This window comes from Paroceanicella profunda (genome assembly GCF_005887635.2).
Lineage (GTDB): Bacteria > Pseudomonadota > Alphaproteobacteria > Rhodobacterales > Rhodobacteraceae > Paroceanicella > Paroceanicella profunda.
The window spans coordinates 248,315-266,974 of record NZ_CP040818.1; the positions used below are offsets into that span (position 1 = coordinate 248,315).

An 18,660-nucleotide genomic window follows, 5' to 3' on the forward strand; every position below is an offset into this window, starting at 1 on the left:
TGTCTTTAACCGCCCCCGGAGGCGGACGAAAGCGCCGCCCTGCCCCGGAAGGCTTCATCCGTCACGGTCCGCGGGGCGAAGGCACCTCCACCCCGGGGAGCCGCGCTCACACCAGCGTATCGGCCCCCGGCGCCTCGGCTTGCGCCAGCGCCTCGGGCAGCGCATGCGCCCAGGCGGTGATGGTTCCGGCCCCGAGGCAGACCACCATGTCGCCCGGCCCCGCCTCGGCGCGCACCAGCGCGGGCAGCGCCGCCTCGCTCTCCAGCGCCAGCGCGCGGCGGTGGCCGTGGCTCTTCAGCCCCGCCACCAGCGCATCGCGCGAGGCGCCCTCGATCGGGGCCTCGCCGGCGGCATAAACCTCGGCGATGGCCACCACGTCGGCATCGTTGAAGCAGGTGCAGAAGTCTTCCATCAGGTCGTGCAGGCGCGAGTAGCGATGCGGCTGGTGCACCGCGATCACCCGGCCCTGCGTGGCCTGGCGGGCGGCCTTCAGCACCGCGGCGATCTCCACCGGGTGGTGGCCGTAATCGTCGATGATGGTGACACCGTTCACCTCGCCCACCCGGGTGAAGCGCCGGTTCACGCCGCCGAAGGCGCCCAGCGCCATGCGGATCTCGTCATCCGACACGCCGAGGTGGCGCGCCACGCCGATGGCGGCGAGGGCGTTGGAGACGTTGTGGTCGCCCGGCATCGGCAGGCTCAGCCCGTCGATGCGGTGGCCCTCGCCCTGGAACACCGCGTCGAAGCGCGCGATGCCCGCCTCGTAGCGCAGGTTCTCCGCCCGCAGGTCCGCCTGGCGGGAGAAGCCGTAGGTGAGGATGCGGCGGTCGTCGATCTTGCCCACCAGCGACTGCACCTCCGGGTGGTCGATGCAGCACACCGCCAGCCCGTAGAACGGGATGTTGGAGACGAAGGTCTCGAAGGCCGCGCGCACCCCCTCGAAGGAGCCGTAATGGTCGAGGTGCTCGGGGTCGATGTTGGTGACGATGGCCACGGTGGCGGGCAGCTTCACGAAGGTGCCGTCGCTCTCGTCGGCCTCCACCACCATCCACTCGCCGGCGCCGGGGCGGGCGTTCGAGCCGTAGGCGTGGATCACCCCGCCGTTGATCACCGTGGGGTCGAGGTCGCCCGCGTCCAGAAGCGCCGCCACCATCGAGGTGGTGGTGGTCTTGCCGTGCGTGCCGGCCACGGCGACATTGCTCTTCAGCCGCATCAGCTCGGCCAGCATCTCGGCGCGCCGCACCACCGGCAGGCCGCGCTCACGGGCGGCGTCGAGCTCGGGGTTGCCGCGCTTGATGGCCGAGGAGATCACCACCACCTCCGCCTCGCCCAGGTTCTCCGCGCTCTGGCCGATGAACACCTCCGCGCCCATGCGCTCCAGCCGCTCGGTGATCTTCGAGGCGCGCAGGTCGGAGCCCTGCACCCGGTAGCCGAGGTTCAGCAGCACCTCGGCGATGCCGGACATGCCGATGCCGCCGATGCCGACGAAGTGGAGGATGCCGATGTCCTGCGGCAGGCGCGTGGCTGGGCTCATGGTGCGTTTCCTTCGGAAGGGGCCGCGGCGCGGCCTTCGGACAGGGCCTCGACGAGACCGGCAAGACGAAGATGGGCATCCGGGCGCCCTTCGGCGCGCGCGGCATCCGCCATCGCGGCGGCTTTCTCGGGTGAAGTCAGGATCGCGGCGATATGCCCTGCCAGCGCCTCCGGCGTCAACGCCGATTCCGACAGCGCGACTGCGGCACCTGCGCCCACCAGCCCGCGGGCGTTGGCGCCCTGGTGGTCGTCCATCGCCGCGGCGAAGGGCACCAGCACCGAAGGCCGGCCGATGGCCGAGATATCCGCCACCGATGAGGCGCCGGAGCGCGAGATCACCAGATGCGCGCGCGCCAGCCGCTCCGGCACGTCCTCGAAGAAGGGCGCGGTCTCGGCGGCCACGCCCAGCTCGCGGTAGCGCGCCAGCACGCCGCCGTCCTCGCCGCGCACCTGCTGGGCCACGTCGAGCCGGGCGCGCAGGGGCGCGGGCAGCAGCGCCACCGCCTCCGGCACGGCCTTCGAGAACAGGCTCGCCCCCTGCGAGCCGCCGATCACCAGCAGCGAGAGGCGCCCGTCCATGCCCGGCAGCGGCGTCGCCGCCCGCGCCCGCACCGCGGCGCGCACGGGGTTGCCGGTGTGCACCGCCTCGGCGCCCTCCGGCAGGGCCGTGGGCCAGATGCCGCAGGCCACCCGGTTCACCCGCGTCGCGAAGAGCCGGTTCACCCTGCCGGGCACGCCGTTCGCCTCATGGATCAGCCGCGGCAGGCGCAGCGCCCAGGCCGCGGTCATCGCCGGGATGGCCGGGTAGCCGCCGAAGCCGATCACGCAGGCCGGCCGGTCCGCCCGCATCGCCCGCCGCGCGGCCAGCACGCCGGAGAGGATGCGCAGCGGCGCGGCGAGCTTCCCCGCCAGCCCGCCGCGCGCGAAGGTGGCCGAGGCCACCACCTCGCGCACCACAGCCTCCGGGAAGGCGCCGGCATAGCGCGCGCCGCGCTCGTCGGTGGAGAGCTTCACCCGCCAGCCGCGCGACAGCATCTCCTCGGCCAGCGCCTGGGCAGGGAACATGTGCCCGCCGGTGCCCCCGGCCGCGATCACCAGCAGCCTGCCGCTCACGCCGCAGCCCCCGGCTCCGCGCCCCGGCCGGACGGCGCGGGGCGGGCGGGTGGGAGCGACGGCCGGGCGGGGCGCGGAGCCGGGCTCACCCGCACGCTCACCGGCGCCGCCCCTCGACCAGTGCCTCGGTCAGCTCGTCCTGTGGCCGGCGCCGGGTGAGGGCGAGCAGGAAGCCCAGCGTGATCCCCGCCGCCATCAGCGACGAGCCGCCATAGCTCACCAGCGGCAGGGTCATGCCCTTGGCCGGCAGCAGCCGGATCGCCACGCCGATGTTGATGAAGGCCTGCATGCCGAACAGCGCCGCGAGCCCGGTGCCCGCCAGCCGCGCGAACGGGTCGCGCTCGCGCTGCAGCCGCCCGAAGGAGCGCAGCACCACCACGAGGAACAGCGCGATGATGAGCGCGCAGAGGATGAGCCCGTATTCCTCCACCGCCACGGCGATGATGAAGTCGGTATGCGCGTCCGGCAGGCGCCATTTCACCGTGCCCTCGCCCACGCCCACGCCGAAGAGCCCGCCCTCGCGGATGGCGTTGGTGGCAAAGCCGAGCTGGGTGGTCGGGTCCACGTCGGAGGCGAGGAACCCGTCGATGCGGCGGGCGAAATGCTCGGAGTTGTTGTAGGCCACGAAGCCCACCGCGCTCACCACGCCCGCGAGGCTCACCAGCAGCGGCATCGAGGCGCCGGCGACGAAATACATCATCCCCCAGGTGGCGAGCACCAGTGCGGCCTGGCCGAAGTCCGGCTGCAGCGCGAGGATGGCCGCCAGCACCGCGGCCAGCACGAAGGAGAGGAATTTGCCCGGAGGGCCGGCGATGTCGAAGCTCGCCGCCATCAGCCAGGCCACCATGATCACGAAGACCGGCTTCACGAATTCCGAGGGCTGCAGCGAGATGAAGCCCAGCGAGTACCAGCGCACCGCGCCCTTGCCGAAGTCGGTGCCCAGCACCGGCAACGCGCAGATCGAGAGGAACACCGCGATGAACCCCATCACGCCCATCCGGCGGATGGTCACCGGCGTCTGCATCGACAGCCACAGCATCCCCGCCAGCGAGACGATGCCGAACACCACCTGGCGGATCACGTAGTGGAACTGCGGCAGGTGGTTCTTCTCGGCCAGCGGCACCGAGGCTGCGAGGGCGAGCAGCAGTCCGATCAGGAAAAGCCCCACCGTCGCCGCGAGGGTCCAGCGGTCCAGCGTCCGCCACCAGCGCGACAGCACCGGCTCGCCCGGACGGGCGGCAACGGTGCCGAAGACCATGTCTGTCATGGATTCAGCCCTTTCGGATCTGCCTGTAAGTACTGCCTCGATTTTCTCGAATTTGTCACAGTCTACCCGCAACCGCCGCCCCGATCCAGAGCCTATGCCCGCGCCCCGGCAAGCCCCCGCTCCCCCGCGGCGCCCCCGCGCGCCCCGTCGTTCCACGGCTCCGGACCCCCCGGGAGGCGCCCCCGGGGCCCGCCCGGCACACGAAATCGTGAGACAAGCCCCTGCCGCTCCGGAAATGCCCCGCCTCGCCCCCGAGCGGCCGTCGTCCGGGCAGCCCCTCCGTCATTCCCCACCCACCCCGCCTCTGCAGTGAAGGCCTCGGGCCCGGAGCCCGGAGCCCGGAGCCCGGAGCGGAGAGCGGAGAGCGGAGAGCGGAGAGCGGAGAGCGGAGAGCGGAGAGCGGAGAGCGGAGAGCGGAGAGCGGAGAGCGGAGAGCGGAGAGCGGAGAGCGGAGAGCGGAGAGCGGAGAGCGGAGAGCGGAGAGCGGAGAGCGGGCATGCCCCGGCACGAACTCCCATGCAAGCCCCTGTCTGACGATGCCTCTGAAGATGTCACCGCCACCACCCCGCGCGGAAGTTTGCGCCGTTTCCACCCGGCGCGGGAGTCGGCAAGGCTTCTGCCCGGCCCAGAGGTATGCAACGCCTCCGCCGGGCACGAAGGGCCGCGCCCGACCCTGGGTGGGCGCAGAGCCGCTTGTGGTGGGCGATTTATCTCGAAAGCCCCGGACGAGGGCTGAACCTCGAATGACATCGCCATCGCGCCCTCCAGGGGGGAGGGTCGGGCGCGGCCCGGGCGGGTCCGCCCGGGCGGGACGGTACCGCTCGGGCGCTCGCGTCATGCCGCCACCCTGCCCCCTGCGCCCGCCGGGGGCGCAGCACCCGGCCCGGCCCAAAGGCGGAGACACCGGCAGGTGTCATCGGCACGGGAGCCCCCCGTTTCGCCTCCCCCCGCGACCGGCCGGGGGCGCTCCCGCCCTCCGTCGACACCCCCCTGGCAGGGCGCGGCTCCTGCGGTTTGGGCCGGGCCGCGCGTGCCGCGCGGCAGGCGCGCACCTGGAGGTCTCGAAGGGAGGGCAGTGCGGAATGGACTGTCACGGGCTCCGGCGGCGCTGCGCCCGCTCTGGAGCTGCCCTGAGCACGGCACTGTCCGATCGCGCCGTGTTCAATCGGTGATGCGCGTTGCGAGGCGGTAGCGCTCCAGTTCCTCGGGCACCAGGAAATAGGCCTCCTCGGGCGGGGTGCGCAGGGCGGGCACCTGCACCAGCGGGTCCACCCCCATCGCCTCGAAATGCGCCAGCACCTCCGCCTGCAGCGCCTGGATGGAGATCACCGCATCGCGCGAGGGGATGATCGTGCCCGGCGCCATGTAGGCTTGGTGCATGCCCACCCAGGCCTCGCGCGAGACGATGCGCTCCACCCCGCTCGCCAGCAGCAGCGGGCAGGCCGAGTTGCAGGCCGCACCGGCCGTCACCGCGGTGTCGAAGCCGCGCTCGCGGATCAGCGCGCCCATGCGCAGCGCCTCGCGCACGTCGCCGCCGGGGGAGTGCAGCGCCACCGTGTCGGGCGGCTCCACGCCGTCGAGCGCGCGCTCCAGGCGGTCCGAATCCCCCGCGCCGATCCGGCCCTCGAGCAGCAGCACGCGGCCCAGGTCGCCGCCGTCCTCGAAGCGGAAGGTGAGGTCGCCCGGCTGGTCGGAGAAGCGCACCGGCCCGCCCGGCGCCTCGCGGCCCGGGGCGCGCGGCACGGCGCGGGGGTCGTAGCGACGGGTCTGGTCGCCCGGGCTCACCGGGGCGGTGGGCAGCGGGCCGTCCGGCGCGCGCGGCATGCCCCAGAACTCGCGCGTGTCCTCCACCACCAGCGCGATGCCCAACCCCACCTGCAGTGCCAGCACCAGCCGCAGCGCGAGGCGCAGCGGGATGCGGGTGAGACGCCCGATCATGCCCGCCGCGCCGCCACGCCGGGCCGGCAGGGCGGGGCACCGCTCGCGGACCCGCTCACCCGGCCAGGCACTCTGCCGCGCATTCCGCCACGCACCGGGCCTCTCACCCTGCTTCTCATTCTGCAGCGCGCGGGCGGTCGCCCGGGGCGCCCGCAGCGCCCGGGGCGGCGGGATCGGGCGGCTGCGTGGCCGGCACGGCCGGCGCGTCGGGATCCGGGGCGCGCGTGGTCGGCACCGCGGCCTCCGCTGCGGGCGGGCGGGGCGCATGGACCAGCGCCTCGGCGCCCTGCATCTGCGCGGTCTCGATACGGCGCAGAGCGCGCATGGCGGCCTCGAGGTCGGAAAGGGTCATGGTCTGCTCCAGGGTGAGCTCGCGCCGGTTGCCGCGGATCGCACCCTGGGTCACCGCGAGGATCATCACCAGCACCCCCGGCAACAGGTCGATGGCGATGGCCCCGGCCCAGGACGGCACGAAATCGCCCGCGTAGCGGATCACCGCGTCGGCGGTGGAGATGGCGGTGTAGGTCGTCTCCTCCGGCGGCGGCAGGTCCAGCACCTGTTGCGCGGCCTCGCCCAGCGAGGCGGCGCGCCGGTCGATCGCCTCCAGCACCGAGCGGATGGTGGCGTCCTGCGCGCTGCGCGCCGCGGCCGAGCCGCCGTCGAGCTCGGGCAGCACCACGGCGGCGCGCAGGTCCTCCGCCGCCCGGCTCACCAGCGGCGCCACGGAGAGCTGGCGCAGCGTGGCGATCACCCCCGCCAGCCGCACCGACTGCTCGGAGAAGGCGATGGAGCGCGTCTCCACCGGCCCCTGCTCCGCGATCAGCTCGCGCATGCGCGACAGGATGCCGTTGCCGGTCTCGAAGGCCGCGGCGATCGGCTCGGTCTGCGCGCCGATCTGGGTCTCCAGCGCCGCCAGCTCCTCGGACTTCTGCCGCAGCAGCCGGTAGACGGCCCCCTGCCCGGAGATGCCGGAGAGCTCGCCCGAGGCTTCCTGCGCCGAGAGATCCTCGAAGGAGATCCGCGCCCGCTCCACGTCGCGCCCCAGCGACTGGGCGGAGACGGCGTTGGTGTTCGCCCGCTCCAGCGCGCGCTGGTAGTCCTGCACCGTGGTGGCGAGGTGCTGCTCCACCGCCGCCGAGCCCGCCAGCGCCGCCGCGTTCAGCCAGGAGGACATCGCCACGATGGCCACGCAGCCGATGGCTGTGGCGAGGAACAGCCCGATGCGCCCGCCGGCCCGCGTCATCGCCGGCAGCAGTTTCAGCACGTAGGACCAGAAGACGAAGATCGCCACCGACACGGCCACCGAATAGGCCACCGCGGCGAGGAAGCTCAGCGCGCCGGTGCGCTCCAGCAGGCCCGAGACGCCGAGATAGGTGTAGATGCCCGAGGCCACCGAGAGCACGCCCAGCGCCAGCGGGGTGAACGTGTCGAGCCAGGCAAGGTGTTCCTGCAGCTCGCGCGCGTTGCGCATCTCCGGATCGCGGTGATGCTGGCCGGCCGGTGCGCCCGGTCCCCTGTCGATATCCAAATCGGCTGCCCCCCTGCGAAGCGGCGCCGGGGCGGCTGCCCCGGTCGGTTCCCGCAAACATGGCACCCCCGTCCCATGTTGCAAGCCCGCCGCCCCCTCGGCCGCCTCACGCAAAGGTGAGCGGCCACCCGCCGACACACCTGCGTGCTCTGGCGGGCATCGCCTCCCTGCGGCCTACCGTCATGGCCTGACCGGTCCCCGTCGCAGCAGGAGGAAAGGTCGTTCGCCGGCCCGGAACAGCTCCACCGCGCACCGACAGTCACGGATGCACTGGGATCGCTCCCTGACGGCCGGCCGTCATGGCCTGACCGGTTTCCGTCGCGGCGGGAGGAAAGGTTGCCCGCCGGACCGGAACAGCCCCACGGCGGGCCGACAGTCACGGATGCAGCGGGCATCGCTCCCCGACGGCCGGCCGTCATGGCCTGGGCGGTTTCCGTCGCAGCGGGAAGAAAGGTCGCTCACCGGCCCGGAACAGCTCCAACGCGCGCCGAGAGTCACGGATGCGCTGGGATCGCCCCCCGACGGCCGGCCGTCTTGGCCTGGGCGGTTTCCGTCGCAGCGGGAGGAGAGGTTGCCCGCCGGCCCGGAACAGCTCCACGGCGGGCCGACAATCACGGATGCAGCGGGCACTGTCCGAAGCCCCGCGGTGCCCCTCGCCCGCGTCCGGTGCCGGAGGGAAGCTCTCTCCGCGCCCGCGCTTATCCGCCCCGAGCCCCTCACCACCAGCCCGAACATCTCACCATCCAGATGGAGGGAGGTCCTCTCGCGCCCGTGCCCGCAAGTGCCGCGCCGCCCGCACCTGTGTCATGGTGGCCTCCGACGTGCGGGTCGACAGGCGCATTCCGCGTGCCGGCGCCCGCGCCCGCCTCACGCCCCGGTCCGACACCGCGCGGGCGCGAGCCCCGCAGGCTTCCTCTCCGCCGCCGGAGCGCCCATGCGCCCCGCCGCGCCTGCCGCCATCCGGGCCGCCGGTCCTGCGTGGACATGGCGCGCGCGCTGCCCCGGCCGGGCCCCCGCCCTCCCCATGCGGTGGGAGACGCGGCACGCGGCGACACGGCCGGCGGGGGCTCGATGCCCCTGCCGGACGTTTCCCCCCGGGGGAGGTCCACGCTGCCGTCTCAGCCGGCAAGCAGCGTCCGAACCGCGGCGGTGAAGGCCGCGCCCCGGGCCTCGAAACTGGCGAACTGGTCGAAGCTCGCGCAGGCCGGCGAGAGCAGCACCACGTCGCCCGGCTCCGCCTCCGCCGCCGCATGGGCCAGCGCCACCTCCAGCGTACCGCTGATCTCGTGCGGCGTGTCGCCCAGGGTGGTGGCGAAGTCCTGCGCCGCTTCGCCGATCAGGTAGGCTTTCGCCACCCGGTCGAACAGCGGCACCAGCGGGGCGATGCCGCCCTCCTTGGGCTTGCCGCCGGCAATCCAGCGCACCCGGGGGAAGGCGAGCAGCGCCTTCTCGGCCGCATCGGCATTGGTCGCCTTGGAATCGTTCACGAAGCGCACGCCCGCGCGCTCCCCCACCAGCTCGCAGCGGTGGGCGAGGCCGGGGTAGCTGCGCATGGCCGCCTCGATGCGCCCCGGCGCCAGCCCGATGGAGCGGCACACCGCATAGGCCGCGCAGGCGTTCTGGTGGTTGTGCGCGCCCGGCAGGGTGGCCATCTCGCGCAGGTCGATGGAGGCCACCTGCCGGCCGCGGCGCCACTCCGCCAGGAAGCCCTTGCGCGCGAACACCGACCAGCCGTGCCTGTCCAGCTTGCTCTTCACCGAGAGGCGGATCACCGGTTCGCCGGTGTCGGCCTCCTCGCGGAACTGGGCGGCGAGGAAGCGGCCCTCCGGCTCGTCCACCCCGATCACCGCGCGCTCCGGCCCGCCCTCCGCGAAGAGCCGGCGCTTGGCGGCGAAGTAGCCGCCCATGCCGCCGTGCCGGTCCAGGTGGTCCGGCGAGAGGTTGAGGAACACCGCGATGTCGGGCGCCAGCGCCCGGGCCAGCTCGGTCTGGTAGGAGGAGAGTTCGAGCACTACCACCTCGCCCTCCCGCCCCGGGTCCAGGTCCAGCACGCCGCGGCCGATGTTGCCGCCCATCTGGGAGGGGATGCCGCAGGCGTCCAGGATGTGGTGCAGCAGCGCCGTGGTGGTGGACTTGCCGTTGGAGCCGGTGATGCACACCACCCGCGGCGGCACCTGCAGGTTCTCCCACTCCTGCGTGGCGAAGGAGCGGAAGAACAGGCCCACGTCATTGTCGAGCACCGCGCCCTGTTCCTGCCCCAGCGCCACCACCGGGTGCGGCGCGGGGTAGAGATGCGGGATGCCGGGCGAGACGATGAGCGCGTCGATGCCCTCCCACTCCCGCGGGCGGGTGAGATCGGCGATCAGGCAGCCCTCGGCGGCCGCGGCCTCGCGGCGCGCCTCGCTGTCGTCCCAGCACACCGGCAGGGCGCCGCCGGCGGAAAGGGCGCGGGCGGTGGCCAGGCCGGATCGGCCCAGGCCGAGCACGGCCACGCGACGGTTGGCATATCCGCGAACGGGGATCATGGCGTCACTCCGGGAACAGTCAGGTGTGAAGGGCGAGGGCGGCGGCGCAAGGCGCCGGCCCGGCGAAGGACAGGACGAGACCCGCGTGGATGATGCGCGACACCCCGCCGCCGCGGGCAGGGCCCGGCGCCGCGCGCAGGCGCGGGACGGCGCCGGGAGAGGCCATCGGCGCCGCGAACACCGGGCGGAGCGGGCGGCCCGACCGGGCGGCCCGCCCCGGGGCCGGCGCCTCCGCCCGGCCCGAAAGGGCGCGCGGCGCGGCGCGGAGCCCGCAGGCCGGCACCATCGCCGGGGCAGCCAAGCCGGGATCGCCGGGACGGGCGTGGCTCTGCGCCGGCGGCTCCGGCCTGTCCCGCGGGTCGTGCAGCCCCGGCATCGCGTCAGCGCAGCTTCAGCGTGGCCAGCCCGACGAGCGCGAGGATGACCGAGACGATCCAGAAGCGGATGACGATGGTCGGCTCCGCCCAGCCCTTCTTCTCGAAATGGTGGTGGATGGGGGCCATCAGGAACACCCGCCGCCCGGTGCGCTTGAACCAGAACACCTGGATGATGACCGACAGCGCCTCGACCACGAAGAGCCCGCCCACGATGGCCAGCACGATCTCGTGCTTGGTCGCCACCGCGATGGCGCCCAGCGCGCCGCCGAGCGCCAGCGAGCCGGTGTCGCCCATGAACACCGCGGCGGGCGGCGCGTTGTACCACAGGAAGCCCAGGCCCGCGCCCATGAGGGCTGCCACGAACACCATGATCTCGCCGGTGCCGGGCACGTAATGCACGTCGAGATAGGTGGTGAAGTCGGTGCGGCCCACCGCATAGGCGATGATGCCCAGCGTGCCGGCGGCGATCATCACCGGCATGATGGCCAGGCCGTCCAGCCCGTCGGTGAGGTTCACCGCGTTCGCCGCCCCCACGATCACGATCATCGCGAAGGGCACGAAGCCCCAGGAGAGGTTCAGCAGCAGGTTCTTGAAGATGGGAAAGGCGATGCGGCCGGAGAGGTCGTCCGGCTGCAGGTACATCGCCCAGAGCGCGGCGATGAGCGCGGTGCCGAAGCCGGCGGCGAGGCGGATGCGCCCGGGCACGCCCCTGGTGTTGAACTTCGCCACCTTCAGGTAATCGTCGGCAAAGCCGATGGAGCCGAAGCAGAAGGTTACGAACAGCACCATCCAGGTGTAGCCGTTGTCCCACCTGCCCCAGAGCAGGGTGGAGACCAGCAGCGCCCCCAGCACCATCACCCCGCCCATGGTCGGCGTGCCGGCCTTGGCGATGATGTGGCTCTGCGGCCCGTCCTCACGGATGGGCTGGCCCTTCTTCTGCATCCGCCGCAGCATGTCGATGATCGGCCGCCCGAAGAGGAAGCCGAACAGCAGCGCGGTGAAGAAGGCGCCGCCCGCCCGGAAGGTGATGTAGTTGAAGAGGTTGAACACACCGCCACCCTCGGAGAACGGTGTGAGCAGGAAATGCAGCATTCAGGCATCCTCCGGGGCGGTTTCGTCGGGGCGGGCGTCGCCCATGCGGCGCAGGGCGTCGACCACGCGCGCCATCCGGGCCCCGAGCGATCCCTTGACCATCACGACATCGCCGGCGTCTACCAGCCGCGGCACCCGGGATGCAAGCTTCGCACTGTCCTCGTGCCACTCGCCGCGCAGCCGCGCGGGCAGCGCGAGGTGCAGCGCCTTCATGCGCGGCCCGGCGCAATGCACCTTCGAGATGTCCGCGAGCGCCGGCAGGCTGGCGAGCCCGGCGTGCAGGCGCTCCTCCTCCGGCCCCAGTTCCAGCATGTCGCCGAGGAAGGCGGTGCGCCGGCCCCGGCTCACCCGGCCCTGCCCGTCGCGCGGCGAGACGCTGGAGAGCAGCTCCAGCGCCGCCTCCACCGAGGAGGGATTGGCATTGTAGCTCTCGTCGATCAGCACGAAGGAGCCGTCGATCTCCGGCGTGCCCAGCCGCACCACCCAGCGCGCGCCGCGGCCCGCGGGCGCGGTCCACTGGCCCAGCGCCAGCGCGGCCTGGCCGATGTCGGCGCCGGCGGCCGCCACCGCGCCCAGCGCGCCCAGCGCGTTGAGCGCGAGGTGGCGGCCCGGGGCGCCGAGCTTGAACATCAGGTCCTGCCCGAAGGCGCGCGCCATGATCACCGTGGCGCGGTCGCACACCCGGGCGCGCTGCAGGCGCAGCTCCGGCCGTCCCGCCGCCCCGAAGCGGATGAGGCGCGCCCCGGCGCGCCGCGCCGCGCGGTCCAGGATCGGATAGGTGGCGATGTCGCGGTTCAGCACCGCCGTGCCGCCCGGTTCCAGCCCGGCGAAGATCTCCGCCTTGGCACGGGCGATCTCGTTCACGGAGGCGAAATGCGCGAGATGCACCGGCGCCACGTTGGTCACCAGCGCCACATGCGGCCGGGCGAGCGTGGTGAGCGGGGTGATCTCGCCGGAATGGTTCATCCCGATCTCGATCACCGCGTAATCGGTGTCCGCCGGCATGGCCGCGAGGGTGAGCGGCACGCCCCAGTGGTTGTTGAAGCTCTTCTCCGCGGCATGCACCCGGCCCTGGCAGCCGAGCGCGAGGCGCAGCATTTCCTTCACCCCGGTCTTGCCCATGGAGCCGGTGACGCCGATCACCCGGCCGCTCATCCGGGCCCGGGCGGCGGCGGCAAGCGCGCGCAGCCCCTCCAGCACGTCAGGCACCAGCAGGAGCGGCGCATCCTCCGCCAGCCCCTCCGGAATGCGCGAGACGAGGGCGGCCGCGGCGCCGGCCTTCAGCGCGTCGGCCACGAAGTCATGGCCGTCGCGCACGTCCGAGAGCGCGACGAAGAGCGCGCCGGGCGCGAGGCTGCGGGTGTCGGCGGAGACGGAGTGGCAGGCCCAGCCGCCGGGGCCCGTGCCCCCGGTCGCCGCCTGCGCCTCCGCCGCGGTCCACAGCGGGGGAGTGGCGCCGCGCGCCGCCGCACGGCCGCTCATGCCGGGGCCTCCGACACGCCGTGCCCGTCAAGCGCGAGGATGGCGGCGCGGGCCTGTTCCCCGTCGTCGAACGGATAGACCTCCCCGCCGACGATCTGGCCCGCTTCGTGGCCCTTGCCGGCGATCAGCAGCAGGTCGTCCGGGCCTAGCGCGTCCACGCCGGTGAGGATGGCCTCCGCCCGGTCGCCGATCTCGGTGGCGCCGGGGGCGGCGGCCAGGATGGCGGCGCGGATGGTCGCGGGGTCCTCCGAGCGGGGGTTGTCGTCGGTGACGATGGCGAGGTCCGCCCCCGCGGCCACCGCGGCGCCCATGAGCGGGCGCTTGCCCGGGTCGCGGTCCCCGCCCGCGCCGAAGACGCAGACCAGCCGGCCGGTGCAATGCGGGCGCAGCGCGGCAAGCGCCGTGGCCAGCGCGTCCGGCGTATGGGCGAAATCCACGTAGATCGCCGCGCCATTGGCCCGGGTGCCGGCCAGCTCCATGCGGCCGCGCACCCCGGTGAGCGCGGGAAGGGCGGCGAATACCGCCTCCGCCTCCGCGCCGCAGCCGATGGCAAGCGCCGCCGCCACCAGCGCGTTCGCCGCCTGGAAGCCGCCCACCAGCGCCAGCCGCGCCACGTGCTCGCGCCCCTGCCAGCCGAAGCGGATCACCTGTCCGTGGCTCTCGAACGCGGTGCCGATGAGGCGCAGCTCCGCGGCCTCCGCGCAGCCCACGCCGATGACGCGCTGCCCGCGCCCGATGGCCACGAGGCGGAACAGGCTGGCGGCGGCATCGTCGAGGTTCAGCACCGCGGTGGCGCCCACCGGCAGCACCCGGTCGAACAGGCCCAGCTTCGCGGCCGTGTAGGCCTCCACGCTGGGGTGGTAGTCCAGATGGTCGCGGGTGAGGTTGGTGAAGGCGGCGGCGGTGAGGCGCACTCCGTCGAGCCGGCGCTGCTCCAGCCCGTGGGAGGAGGCCTCCATCGCCGCATGGGTCACGCCCTCGCCGGCCAGCCGGGCGATGAGCCGGTGCAGGGTGACCGGCTCGGGCGTGGTGTGGGAGAGCGGCGCCTGCACCGCCCCCTCCACGCCCGCCGTGCCGAAATTCACCGCCCGAAGGCCCATGTGCTGCCAGATCTGCCGGGTGAAGCTCGCCACCGAGGTCTTGCCGTTGGTGCCGGTGACGGCCGTCATCACCTTCGGCTGCGCGCCGAACCACGCGGCGCTGGCGCGCGCCAGCGCGAGGCGCGGGTCCGGATGGATGATCACCGGCACGTTCAGCCGGCCGGCCATCGCGGCGCCGGCACCGTCGGTGAGCACGGCGCCCGCCTCCATGCGCAGCGCGTAGGGGATGAACTCCGCCCCGTGCACGCGCGCGCCCGGCAGCGCGGCGAAGAGATGGCCGGGACGCACCTGGCGGCTGTCGACGCTGAGGCCGGTCACGCGCGTGCCGGCCTCGCCCGATATGCGGGATCCTTCGGTGAGCGCGAGCTCCTTGAGGGTTGCCGATCTCGGCTCTTCCATCTGCGGCCTCGGGGTAATCAGTTGCGGACCAGTAGCGGCGGGGGCGCCTCCTGCGGTCCGGTCTTGGGCAACGGGCGCATGCCCAGCACGGGGGCGATGCGGCGAATGGCATTGGCCATCGTGGGCGCCGCGGTCCAGCCCGCGGTGCGCCATGTCCGGCCGTATGCCTGGGTGGAGGCCTCGTCAAGGGTGACGATCACCACGTATTTCGGCGCGCTGGTGGGGAAGACGGCGGCGAAGGTCGCCATCACCTTGTTGTGGGCATAGCCGCCGGTTGGCTGGGGCTTGTCGGCAGTGCCGGTCTTGCCGCCGATGAGGTAGCCGGGCACGGCGGCGTTCTTGCCGGTGCCGCGCTCGACCACGGCGCGCATCATCTCGCGCAGGTGCAGCGAGGTCTCGGCGGAGACCACGCGGTCCGCCTCCGTCGGGGTCTCGGGGTCATGCAGCAGGGTGGGGTTCACCTTCAGCCCGCCGTTGGTGAGCGTGGCATAGGCGGCGGCGAGGTGCAGGGGCGTCGCCGCCAGCCCGTGGCCGTAGGAGATGGTCATGGTCGAGAGCTCGGACCAGCGCCCGGGCAGCAGCGGCTTGGCCTGGGCGGCCTCGCCGAGCTGGATGGACGTGGGCTCGAAGAAGCCCAGACGCTTCAGCAGGTCCTGCTGGGCCTTGGTGCCGGCCATCACCGCCAGCCGCGCCGAACCGGTGTTGGAGGAATGCACCAGCACGTCCGTGAGCGAGAGCTGCTTGGGCATGTTGTGCATGTCCGAGATCTTGAAGCGCCCCCAGAGCAGCGGCCCGGAGGTGTTCACCATCGTGTCGGGCCGCGCGATGCCCTTTTCCATCGCCAGGGCGGCGTTGATCACCTTGAAGGTGGAGCCCAGCTCGTAGACGCCCTGCGCCGCGCGGTTGAACAGCCGCGGGTCCGAGGGGTCCTGCGGGCGGTGGTTGGGGTCGAAATCCGGCAGCGAGACCATGGAGATGATCTCGCCGGTGTGCACGTCCATCACGATGCCCGCCGCACCCTTGGCGGTGTAGCGCTCCATCGCGTCCTCGAGCACGTCATGCATCGCCACCTGGGCGGCGAGGTCGATGGAGAGCTCCAGCGGCACGCCCACCTTGGCCGGGTCGCGCAGCCGCGCATCGAACCAGCGCTCCACGCCGGCGGTGCCCACCAGCTCGGCCGCGTAGACCTCCAGCTGCCCGAAGCTCGCCGCGCCGATGATATGCGCCACCGAGCGGCCCGCAGGGTAGAGCCGGGTCTCGCGCGGGGCGAACTGCAGGCCCGGCTCGCCGATGTCATGCACCCTCTGGCGCTCTTCCGGCGAGATCGACTGTTTCACCCAGAAGAACCGGCCGCTGCGGATGCGCTCCTCGGTCTTCGCGGCGTCGAGATCGGGGAACACCTGCGCGAGGCCCACCGCAGCCGTGTGCGGGTCCACCATCAGGTTGGGCTGCACGTAGAGCGCCCAGGTGGGCAGGTTGGTGGCCAGAACCCGGCCGCGGCGGTCCACGATGTCGGCGCGGTCCGCGCTCACCGGCACGGAGGTGGAGACGGAGGACGGCTCCTCCGGGTCCGAGTTCGCCACCACGGCCATGCGCGCGGTGGCGGTGCCGAAGGCACACACGAAGAAGGCACCCATCAGGGTGAGGCGCCACTGCGCGCGGCGGCGCTCCTGCGCGCGCTCGGCGTGCAGGCGCTCGGCCTTGCGATGGGCCTCGATGCGGGCGGGGTCTTCCCCGCGGGAGCGGGCGCCGATGATGCCGGCGAGGGGGCGGAGCGGTCTTCTGGTCATTGCGCGGCCTTCGCCTGAATGATTTCGGGGCGATGGTGGGGGCGGGGTGTCGGGTCTGTGGCGGCGATCTCGGTCACGGTGATGTCCTCGCGGGTGATGCCATCCCAGCCTTCCTCCAGGTCCTTCGCAACGAGCGGCGGCCAGGCGACCATGGCCACCTCGCCGAAGTGATCGGGCTGCAGGGGCCCGAGATTGAGCGTGTCATTGTTGGCCGCGACCAGCGCCTCGATGCGCGAGGGCCGGTTCAGCCAGGCCCATTCGGCGCGCAGCATGGTCATGGTCTCGCGCTCCGCGGCGATCTGGTTCTGCAGCGCGGAGACGCGCTTCACCGTGCCCTGGGTCTCGTAGTTCACCCGGTAGGCCCAGAAGCCGAAGGCCACCGCCACCAGCGCGCCGAGGACGAAGAACAGCGTGCGCATCAGCCCCTCCCCCGTGCGCCGGCCTCGGGCAGCTCCGGCAAGCCGAGGCTGCGCGGGTCGACCGGGCCGGCGGGCGCCTCCAGCCGGCGGGCCACGCGCAGCTTGGCCGAGCGGGCGCGCGGGTTGGCCCGGGCCTCGTCCTTGCCCGCGCCGATGGCCTTGCGGGTGCGCTTCTCGAAGCGCGGCTCCTCGCCGCGGGCCTCGGGGGCATGGCGCGAATTGCCCTGCCCTTCGCCGGATCTCGACTGGATGAAGCGTTTCACGATACGGTCCTCCAGCGAGTGGAAGGTGACGACGGCCAGCAGGCCGCCCGGGGCCAGGGCGCGCTCGGCGGCGGCAAGGCCGCGCACCAGTTCGCCCAGTTCGTCGTTCACCGCGATGCGCAGCGCCTGGAAGCTGCGGGTGGCGGGATGAGGCTGGCCCGGCCGCGCGCGCGGCAGGCAGCTCTCCACCACCCGGGCGAGGTCGAGCGTGGTCACGAAGGGGGTGGTGGCGCGCACCGCGACGATGCGGCGGGCGATGCGGCGCGAGGCGCGCTCCTCGCCGTAGAGGTAGAGCAGGTCCGCCAGCGCCGCCTCGTCGAGCGTGTTCACCAGATCGGCGGCGGTGGGGCCGTCCTGGCCCATGCGCATGTCGAGCGGGCCCTCGCGCATGAAGGAGAAGCCGCGCCCGGCCTCGTCGAGCTGCATGGAGGAAACACCGATGTCGAGCACCACGCCGTCCACCGTCTCGCAGCCCAGGCCCGCGGCGATGCTGTCGAGCGCGCCGAACACGCCGCTCTCCAGTCGGATGCGACCCGCGTAATCCGCCAGCCAGCCGGCGGCGAGGGCATGGGCGGCGGGGTCGCGGTCAATGCCGATCACCTGCTCCGCCCCGGCGGCGACCAGCGCGCGCGCATAGCCCCCGGCGCCGAAGGTGCCGTCGATCCAGGTGCCGGAGACGGGCGCCACCGCCGCGATCACGTCATCGAGCAGAACGGGGATGTGGGGGGCCTGGTCCGACACGGTCACAGCTCCGGCCCCGGGATCTGCGAGAACAGGTCGAGCGACCCGCCCTCGGCCGCGTATTCCGCCAGCACCGCGGCCTGGCGGGCATCGTAGACCTCCGGCCGCCAGATCTGGAAGAACTCCAGCTTGCCGACCATCCGCGCCTGGTCGGAGATGCCCAGCGCGTCGCGCAGCTTCTGCGACAGCACGATGCGGCCGTTGTCGTCGAGCTGCAGGTCGATGGAGCGGGCGGGGATGAGGTCGAGCAGCTTCTGGCGCCGCACCGGGTCCGCCACCCTCAGGATGCGGCTTTCCAGCCGGTCCATGCCCTCGAGCGAGTAGCAGTCGAGGCTCTCGGAATTGGCGGAGAGGACGGCGATCATCGTGGGAGGGGTGCTGCTGCCGGGTTCCAGCTCAGGGTCGCCTGCGGCCAGCACACGGCGGAAGCCGGACGGGATCGACACCCTGCCCTTGCTGTCCACCTTGTGGAGCGCATCGCCTCTGAAACGCAGTTCCACTCAAACGGTCCCGTCTGTTGCGGACCGGGTTGAGAGGGGCTGAAAAAGCGAACGGGCCGCGCTTGCCCTGCGCGACCCGTTGGCCGTCCCTCGTCGGTAACTCCGGGGTATGCGCCTGCTTTTTCCGTCTCTACCCTGGTCCGATCGTTTTGCTCGTTCTGCTGGCGTTGAAACCTGCCTCAACACTCAATTATCGGTCACTTTTCGTGATCTCGATGTCCTGTGCATTCAAGGTACCCGGCACCTCATGGGAAAACAAGCCTAACGATGGGGCTGCGTGGGAAAAACTGCGCATTTGCCGCAAATTGCGGAGGCCTTGCGCGGGCTGGCCGAGGGCCGGACCGGCGCTGGCCTGACAGGTCTGGTAGGTTCTGAAACCCGGCCCACAAGATGTGGCGCTTCCGGCCGGGCTCCCTTCCCCTCCCATGGCGCCCCCATTTCCCCGCCACCTGCCCCGCGGATCGGGGGATTCGAGGTGATATTTCGGCGAATTTGCCTCGAATCACCTGCGCGTGATGAGGAATTGAGGTTCCCGCCGCTCTTCCCCGCGTGACCGCCGCTCCCGGGGGGATGAAATACCATGTACACCCCCA

General features: G+C 72.8%; 13 protein-coding genes. All 13 read right to left on the reverse strand.

Translation table 11 applies throughout. The features are described from left to right. Nucleotides 1–106: 106 nt before the first annotated feature. Nucleotides 107–1,534, reverse strand: a complete 1,428-nt coding sequence (gene murC / locus FDP22_RS01050; protein WP_138577124.1) for a UDP-N-acetylmuramate--L-alanine ligase — start codon at nucleotides 1,532–1,534, stop codon at nucleotides 107–109. Further along, complete coding sequence (locus FDP22_RS01055; protein ID WP_430225901.1) at nucleotides 1,531–2,598, reverse strand: UDP-N-acetylglucosamine--N-acetylmuramyl-(pentapeptide) pyrophosphoryl-undecaprenol N-acetylglucosamine transferase; 1,068 nt, start codon at nucleotides 2,596–2,598, stop codon at nucleotides 1,531–1,533. The genes murC and FDP22_RS01055 overlap by 4 nt, the downstream gene beginning before the upstream one ends. Nucleotides 2,599–2,743: 145 nt before the next feature. Further along, nucleotides 2,744–3,913: a peptidoglycan glycosyltransferase FtsW gene (locus FDP22_RS01060; RefSeq protein ID WP_138577120.1), complete on the reverse strand. Its 1,170-nt coding sequence runs from the start codon at nucleotides 3,911–3,913 to the stop codon at nucleotides 2,744–2,746. A 1,161-nt stretch (nucleotides 3,914–5,074) separates the two neighbouring features. Continuing rightward, nucleotides 5,075–5,851, reverse strand: coding sequence for a COG3904 family protein (locus FDP22_RS01065; RefSeq protein ID WP_138577118.1), 777 nt, complete (start codon nucleotides 5,849–5,851; stop codon nucleotides 5,075–5,077). Nucleotides 5,852–5,966: 115 nt separating this feature from the next. Continuing rightward, nucleotides 5,967–7,322: a hypothetical protein gene (locus FDP22_RS01070; protein WP_138577116.1), complete on the reverse strand. Its 1,356-nt coding sequence runs from the start codon at nucleotides 7,320–7,322 to the stop codon at nucleotides 5,967–5,969. Between the two features lie 1,175 nt (nucleotides 7,323–8,497). Beyond that, the gene (murD, locus tag FDP22_RS01075; RefSeq protein WP_138577114.1) at nucleotides 8,498–9,904 is read right to left on the reverse strand and encodes a UDP-N-acetylmuramoyl-L-alanine--D-glutamate ligase; all 1,407 of its coding nucleotides are present in this window, start codon (nucleotides 9,902–9,904) and stop codon (nucleotides 8,498–8,500) included. 380 nt (nucleotides 9,905–10,284) lie between these two features. Further along, on the reverse strand, nucleotides 10,285–11,373 hold the full coding sequence (gene mraY, locus FDP22_RS01080) for a phospho-N-acetylmuramoyl-pentapeptide-transferase (protein WP_138577112.1): 1,089 nt from the start codon (nucleotides 11,371–11,373) through the stop codon (nucleotides 10,285–10,287). Continuing rightward, the gene (locus FDP22_RS01085) at nucleotides 11,374–12,855 is read right to left on the reverse strand and encodes a UDP-N-acetylmuramoyl-tripeptide--D-alanyl-D-alanine ligase (RefSeq protein WP_138577110.1); all 1,482 of its coding nucleotides are present in this window, start codon (nucleotides 12,853–12,855) and stop codon (nucleotides 11,374–11,376) included. It lies immediately after the preceding gene. Further along, nucleotides 12,852–14,354 (reverse strand): UDP-N-acetylmuramoyl-L-alanyl-D-glutamate--2,6-diaminopimelate ligase, encoded by a 1,503-nt coding sequence (locus tag FDP22_RS01090; RefSeq protein WP_138577108.1) that lies wholly within the window; start codon nucleotides 14,352–14,354, stop codon nucleotides 12,852–12,854. The genes FDP22_RS01085 and FDP22_RS01090 overlap by 4 nt, the downstream gene beginning before the upstream one ends. A 17-nt stretch (nucleotides 14,355–14,371) precedes the next feature. Next, nucleotides 14,372–16,144 (reverse strand): peptidoglycan D,D-transpeptidase FtsI family protein, encoded by a 1,773-nt coding sequence (locus tag FDP22_RS01095; RefSeq protein WP_138577106.1) that lies wholly within the window; start codon nucleotides 16,142–16,144, stop codon nucleotides 14,372–14,374. Continuing rightward, on the reverse strand, nucleotides 16,141–16,563 hold the full coding sequence (gene ftsL, locus FDP22_RS01100; protein ID WP_138577104.1) for a cell division protein FtsL: 423 nt from the start codon (nucleotides 16,561–16,563) through the stop codon (nucleotides 16,141–16,143). The genes FDP22_RS01095 and ftsL overlap by 4 nt, the downstream gene beginning before the upstream one ends. Continuing rightward, the gene (rsmH, locus tag FDP22_RS01105) at nucleotides 16,563–17,573 is read right to left on the reverse strand and encodes a 16S rRNA (cytosine(1402)-N(4))-methyltransferase RsmH (RefSeq protein WP_138577102.1); all 1,011 of its coding nucleotides are present in this window, start codon (nucleotides 17,571–17,573) and stop codon (nucleotides 16,563–16,565) included. Before rsmH ends, ftsL begins: the two co-directional genes overlap by 1 nt. Next, a complete protein-coding gene (locus tag FDP22_RS01110; protein WP_138577100.1) occupies nucleotides 17,570–18,067 on the reverse strand; it encodes a division/cell wall cluster transcriptional repressor MraZ in 498 nt (165 codons plus the stop codon). Before FDP22_RS01110 ends, rsmH begins: the two co-directional genes overlap by 4 nt. Nucleotides 18,068–18,660: the final 593 nt, after the last annotated feature.

Coding starts and splice junctions, on each gene's coding strand:
- murD (WP_138577114.1), bottom strand. CDS start 9,904: ATGATCCCCGTTCGCGGATATGCCAACCGTCGCGTGGCCGTGCTCGGC.
- FDP22_RS01070 (WP_138577116.1), bottom strand. CDS start 7,322: ATGCGCAACGCGCGCGAGCTGCAGGAACACCTTGCCTGGCTCGACACG.
- FDP22_RS01085 (WP_138577110.1), bottom strand. CDS start 12,855: ATGAGCGGCCGTGCGGCGGCGCGCGGCGCCACTCCCCCGCTGTGGACC.
- FDP22_RS01090 (WP_138577108.1), bottom strand. CDS start 14,354: ATGGAAGAGCCGAGATCGGCAACCCTCAAGGAGCTCGCGCTCACCGAA.
- murC (WP_138577124.1), bottom strand. CDS start 1,534: ATGAGCCCAGCCACGCGCCTGCCGCAGGACATCGGCATCCTCCACTTC.
- FDP22_RS01095 (WP_138577106.1), bottom strand. CDS start 16,144: ATGACCAGAAGACCGCTCCGCCCCCTCGCCGGCATCATCGGCGCCCGC.
- FDP22_RS01055 (WP_430225901.1), bottom strand. CDS start 2,598: ATGTTCCCTGCCCAGGCGCTGGCCGAGGAGATGCTGTCGCGCGGCTGG.
- mraY (WP_138577112.1), bottom strand. CDS start 11,373: ATGCTGCATTTCCTGCTCACACCGTTCTCCGAGGGTGGCGGTGTGTTC.
- ftsL (WP_138577104.1), bottom strand. CDS start 16,563: ATGCGCACGCTGTTCTTCGTCCTCGGCGCGCTGGTGGCGGTGGCCTTC.
- FDP22_RS01065 (WP_138577118.1), bottom strand. CDS start 5,851: ATGATCGGGCGTCTCACCCGCATCCCGCTGCGCCTCGCGCTGCGGCTG.
- FDP22_RS01060 (WP_138577120.1), bottom strand. CDS start 3,913: ATGACAGACATGGTCTTCGGCACCGTTGCCGCCCGTCCGGGCGAGCCG.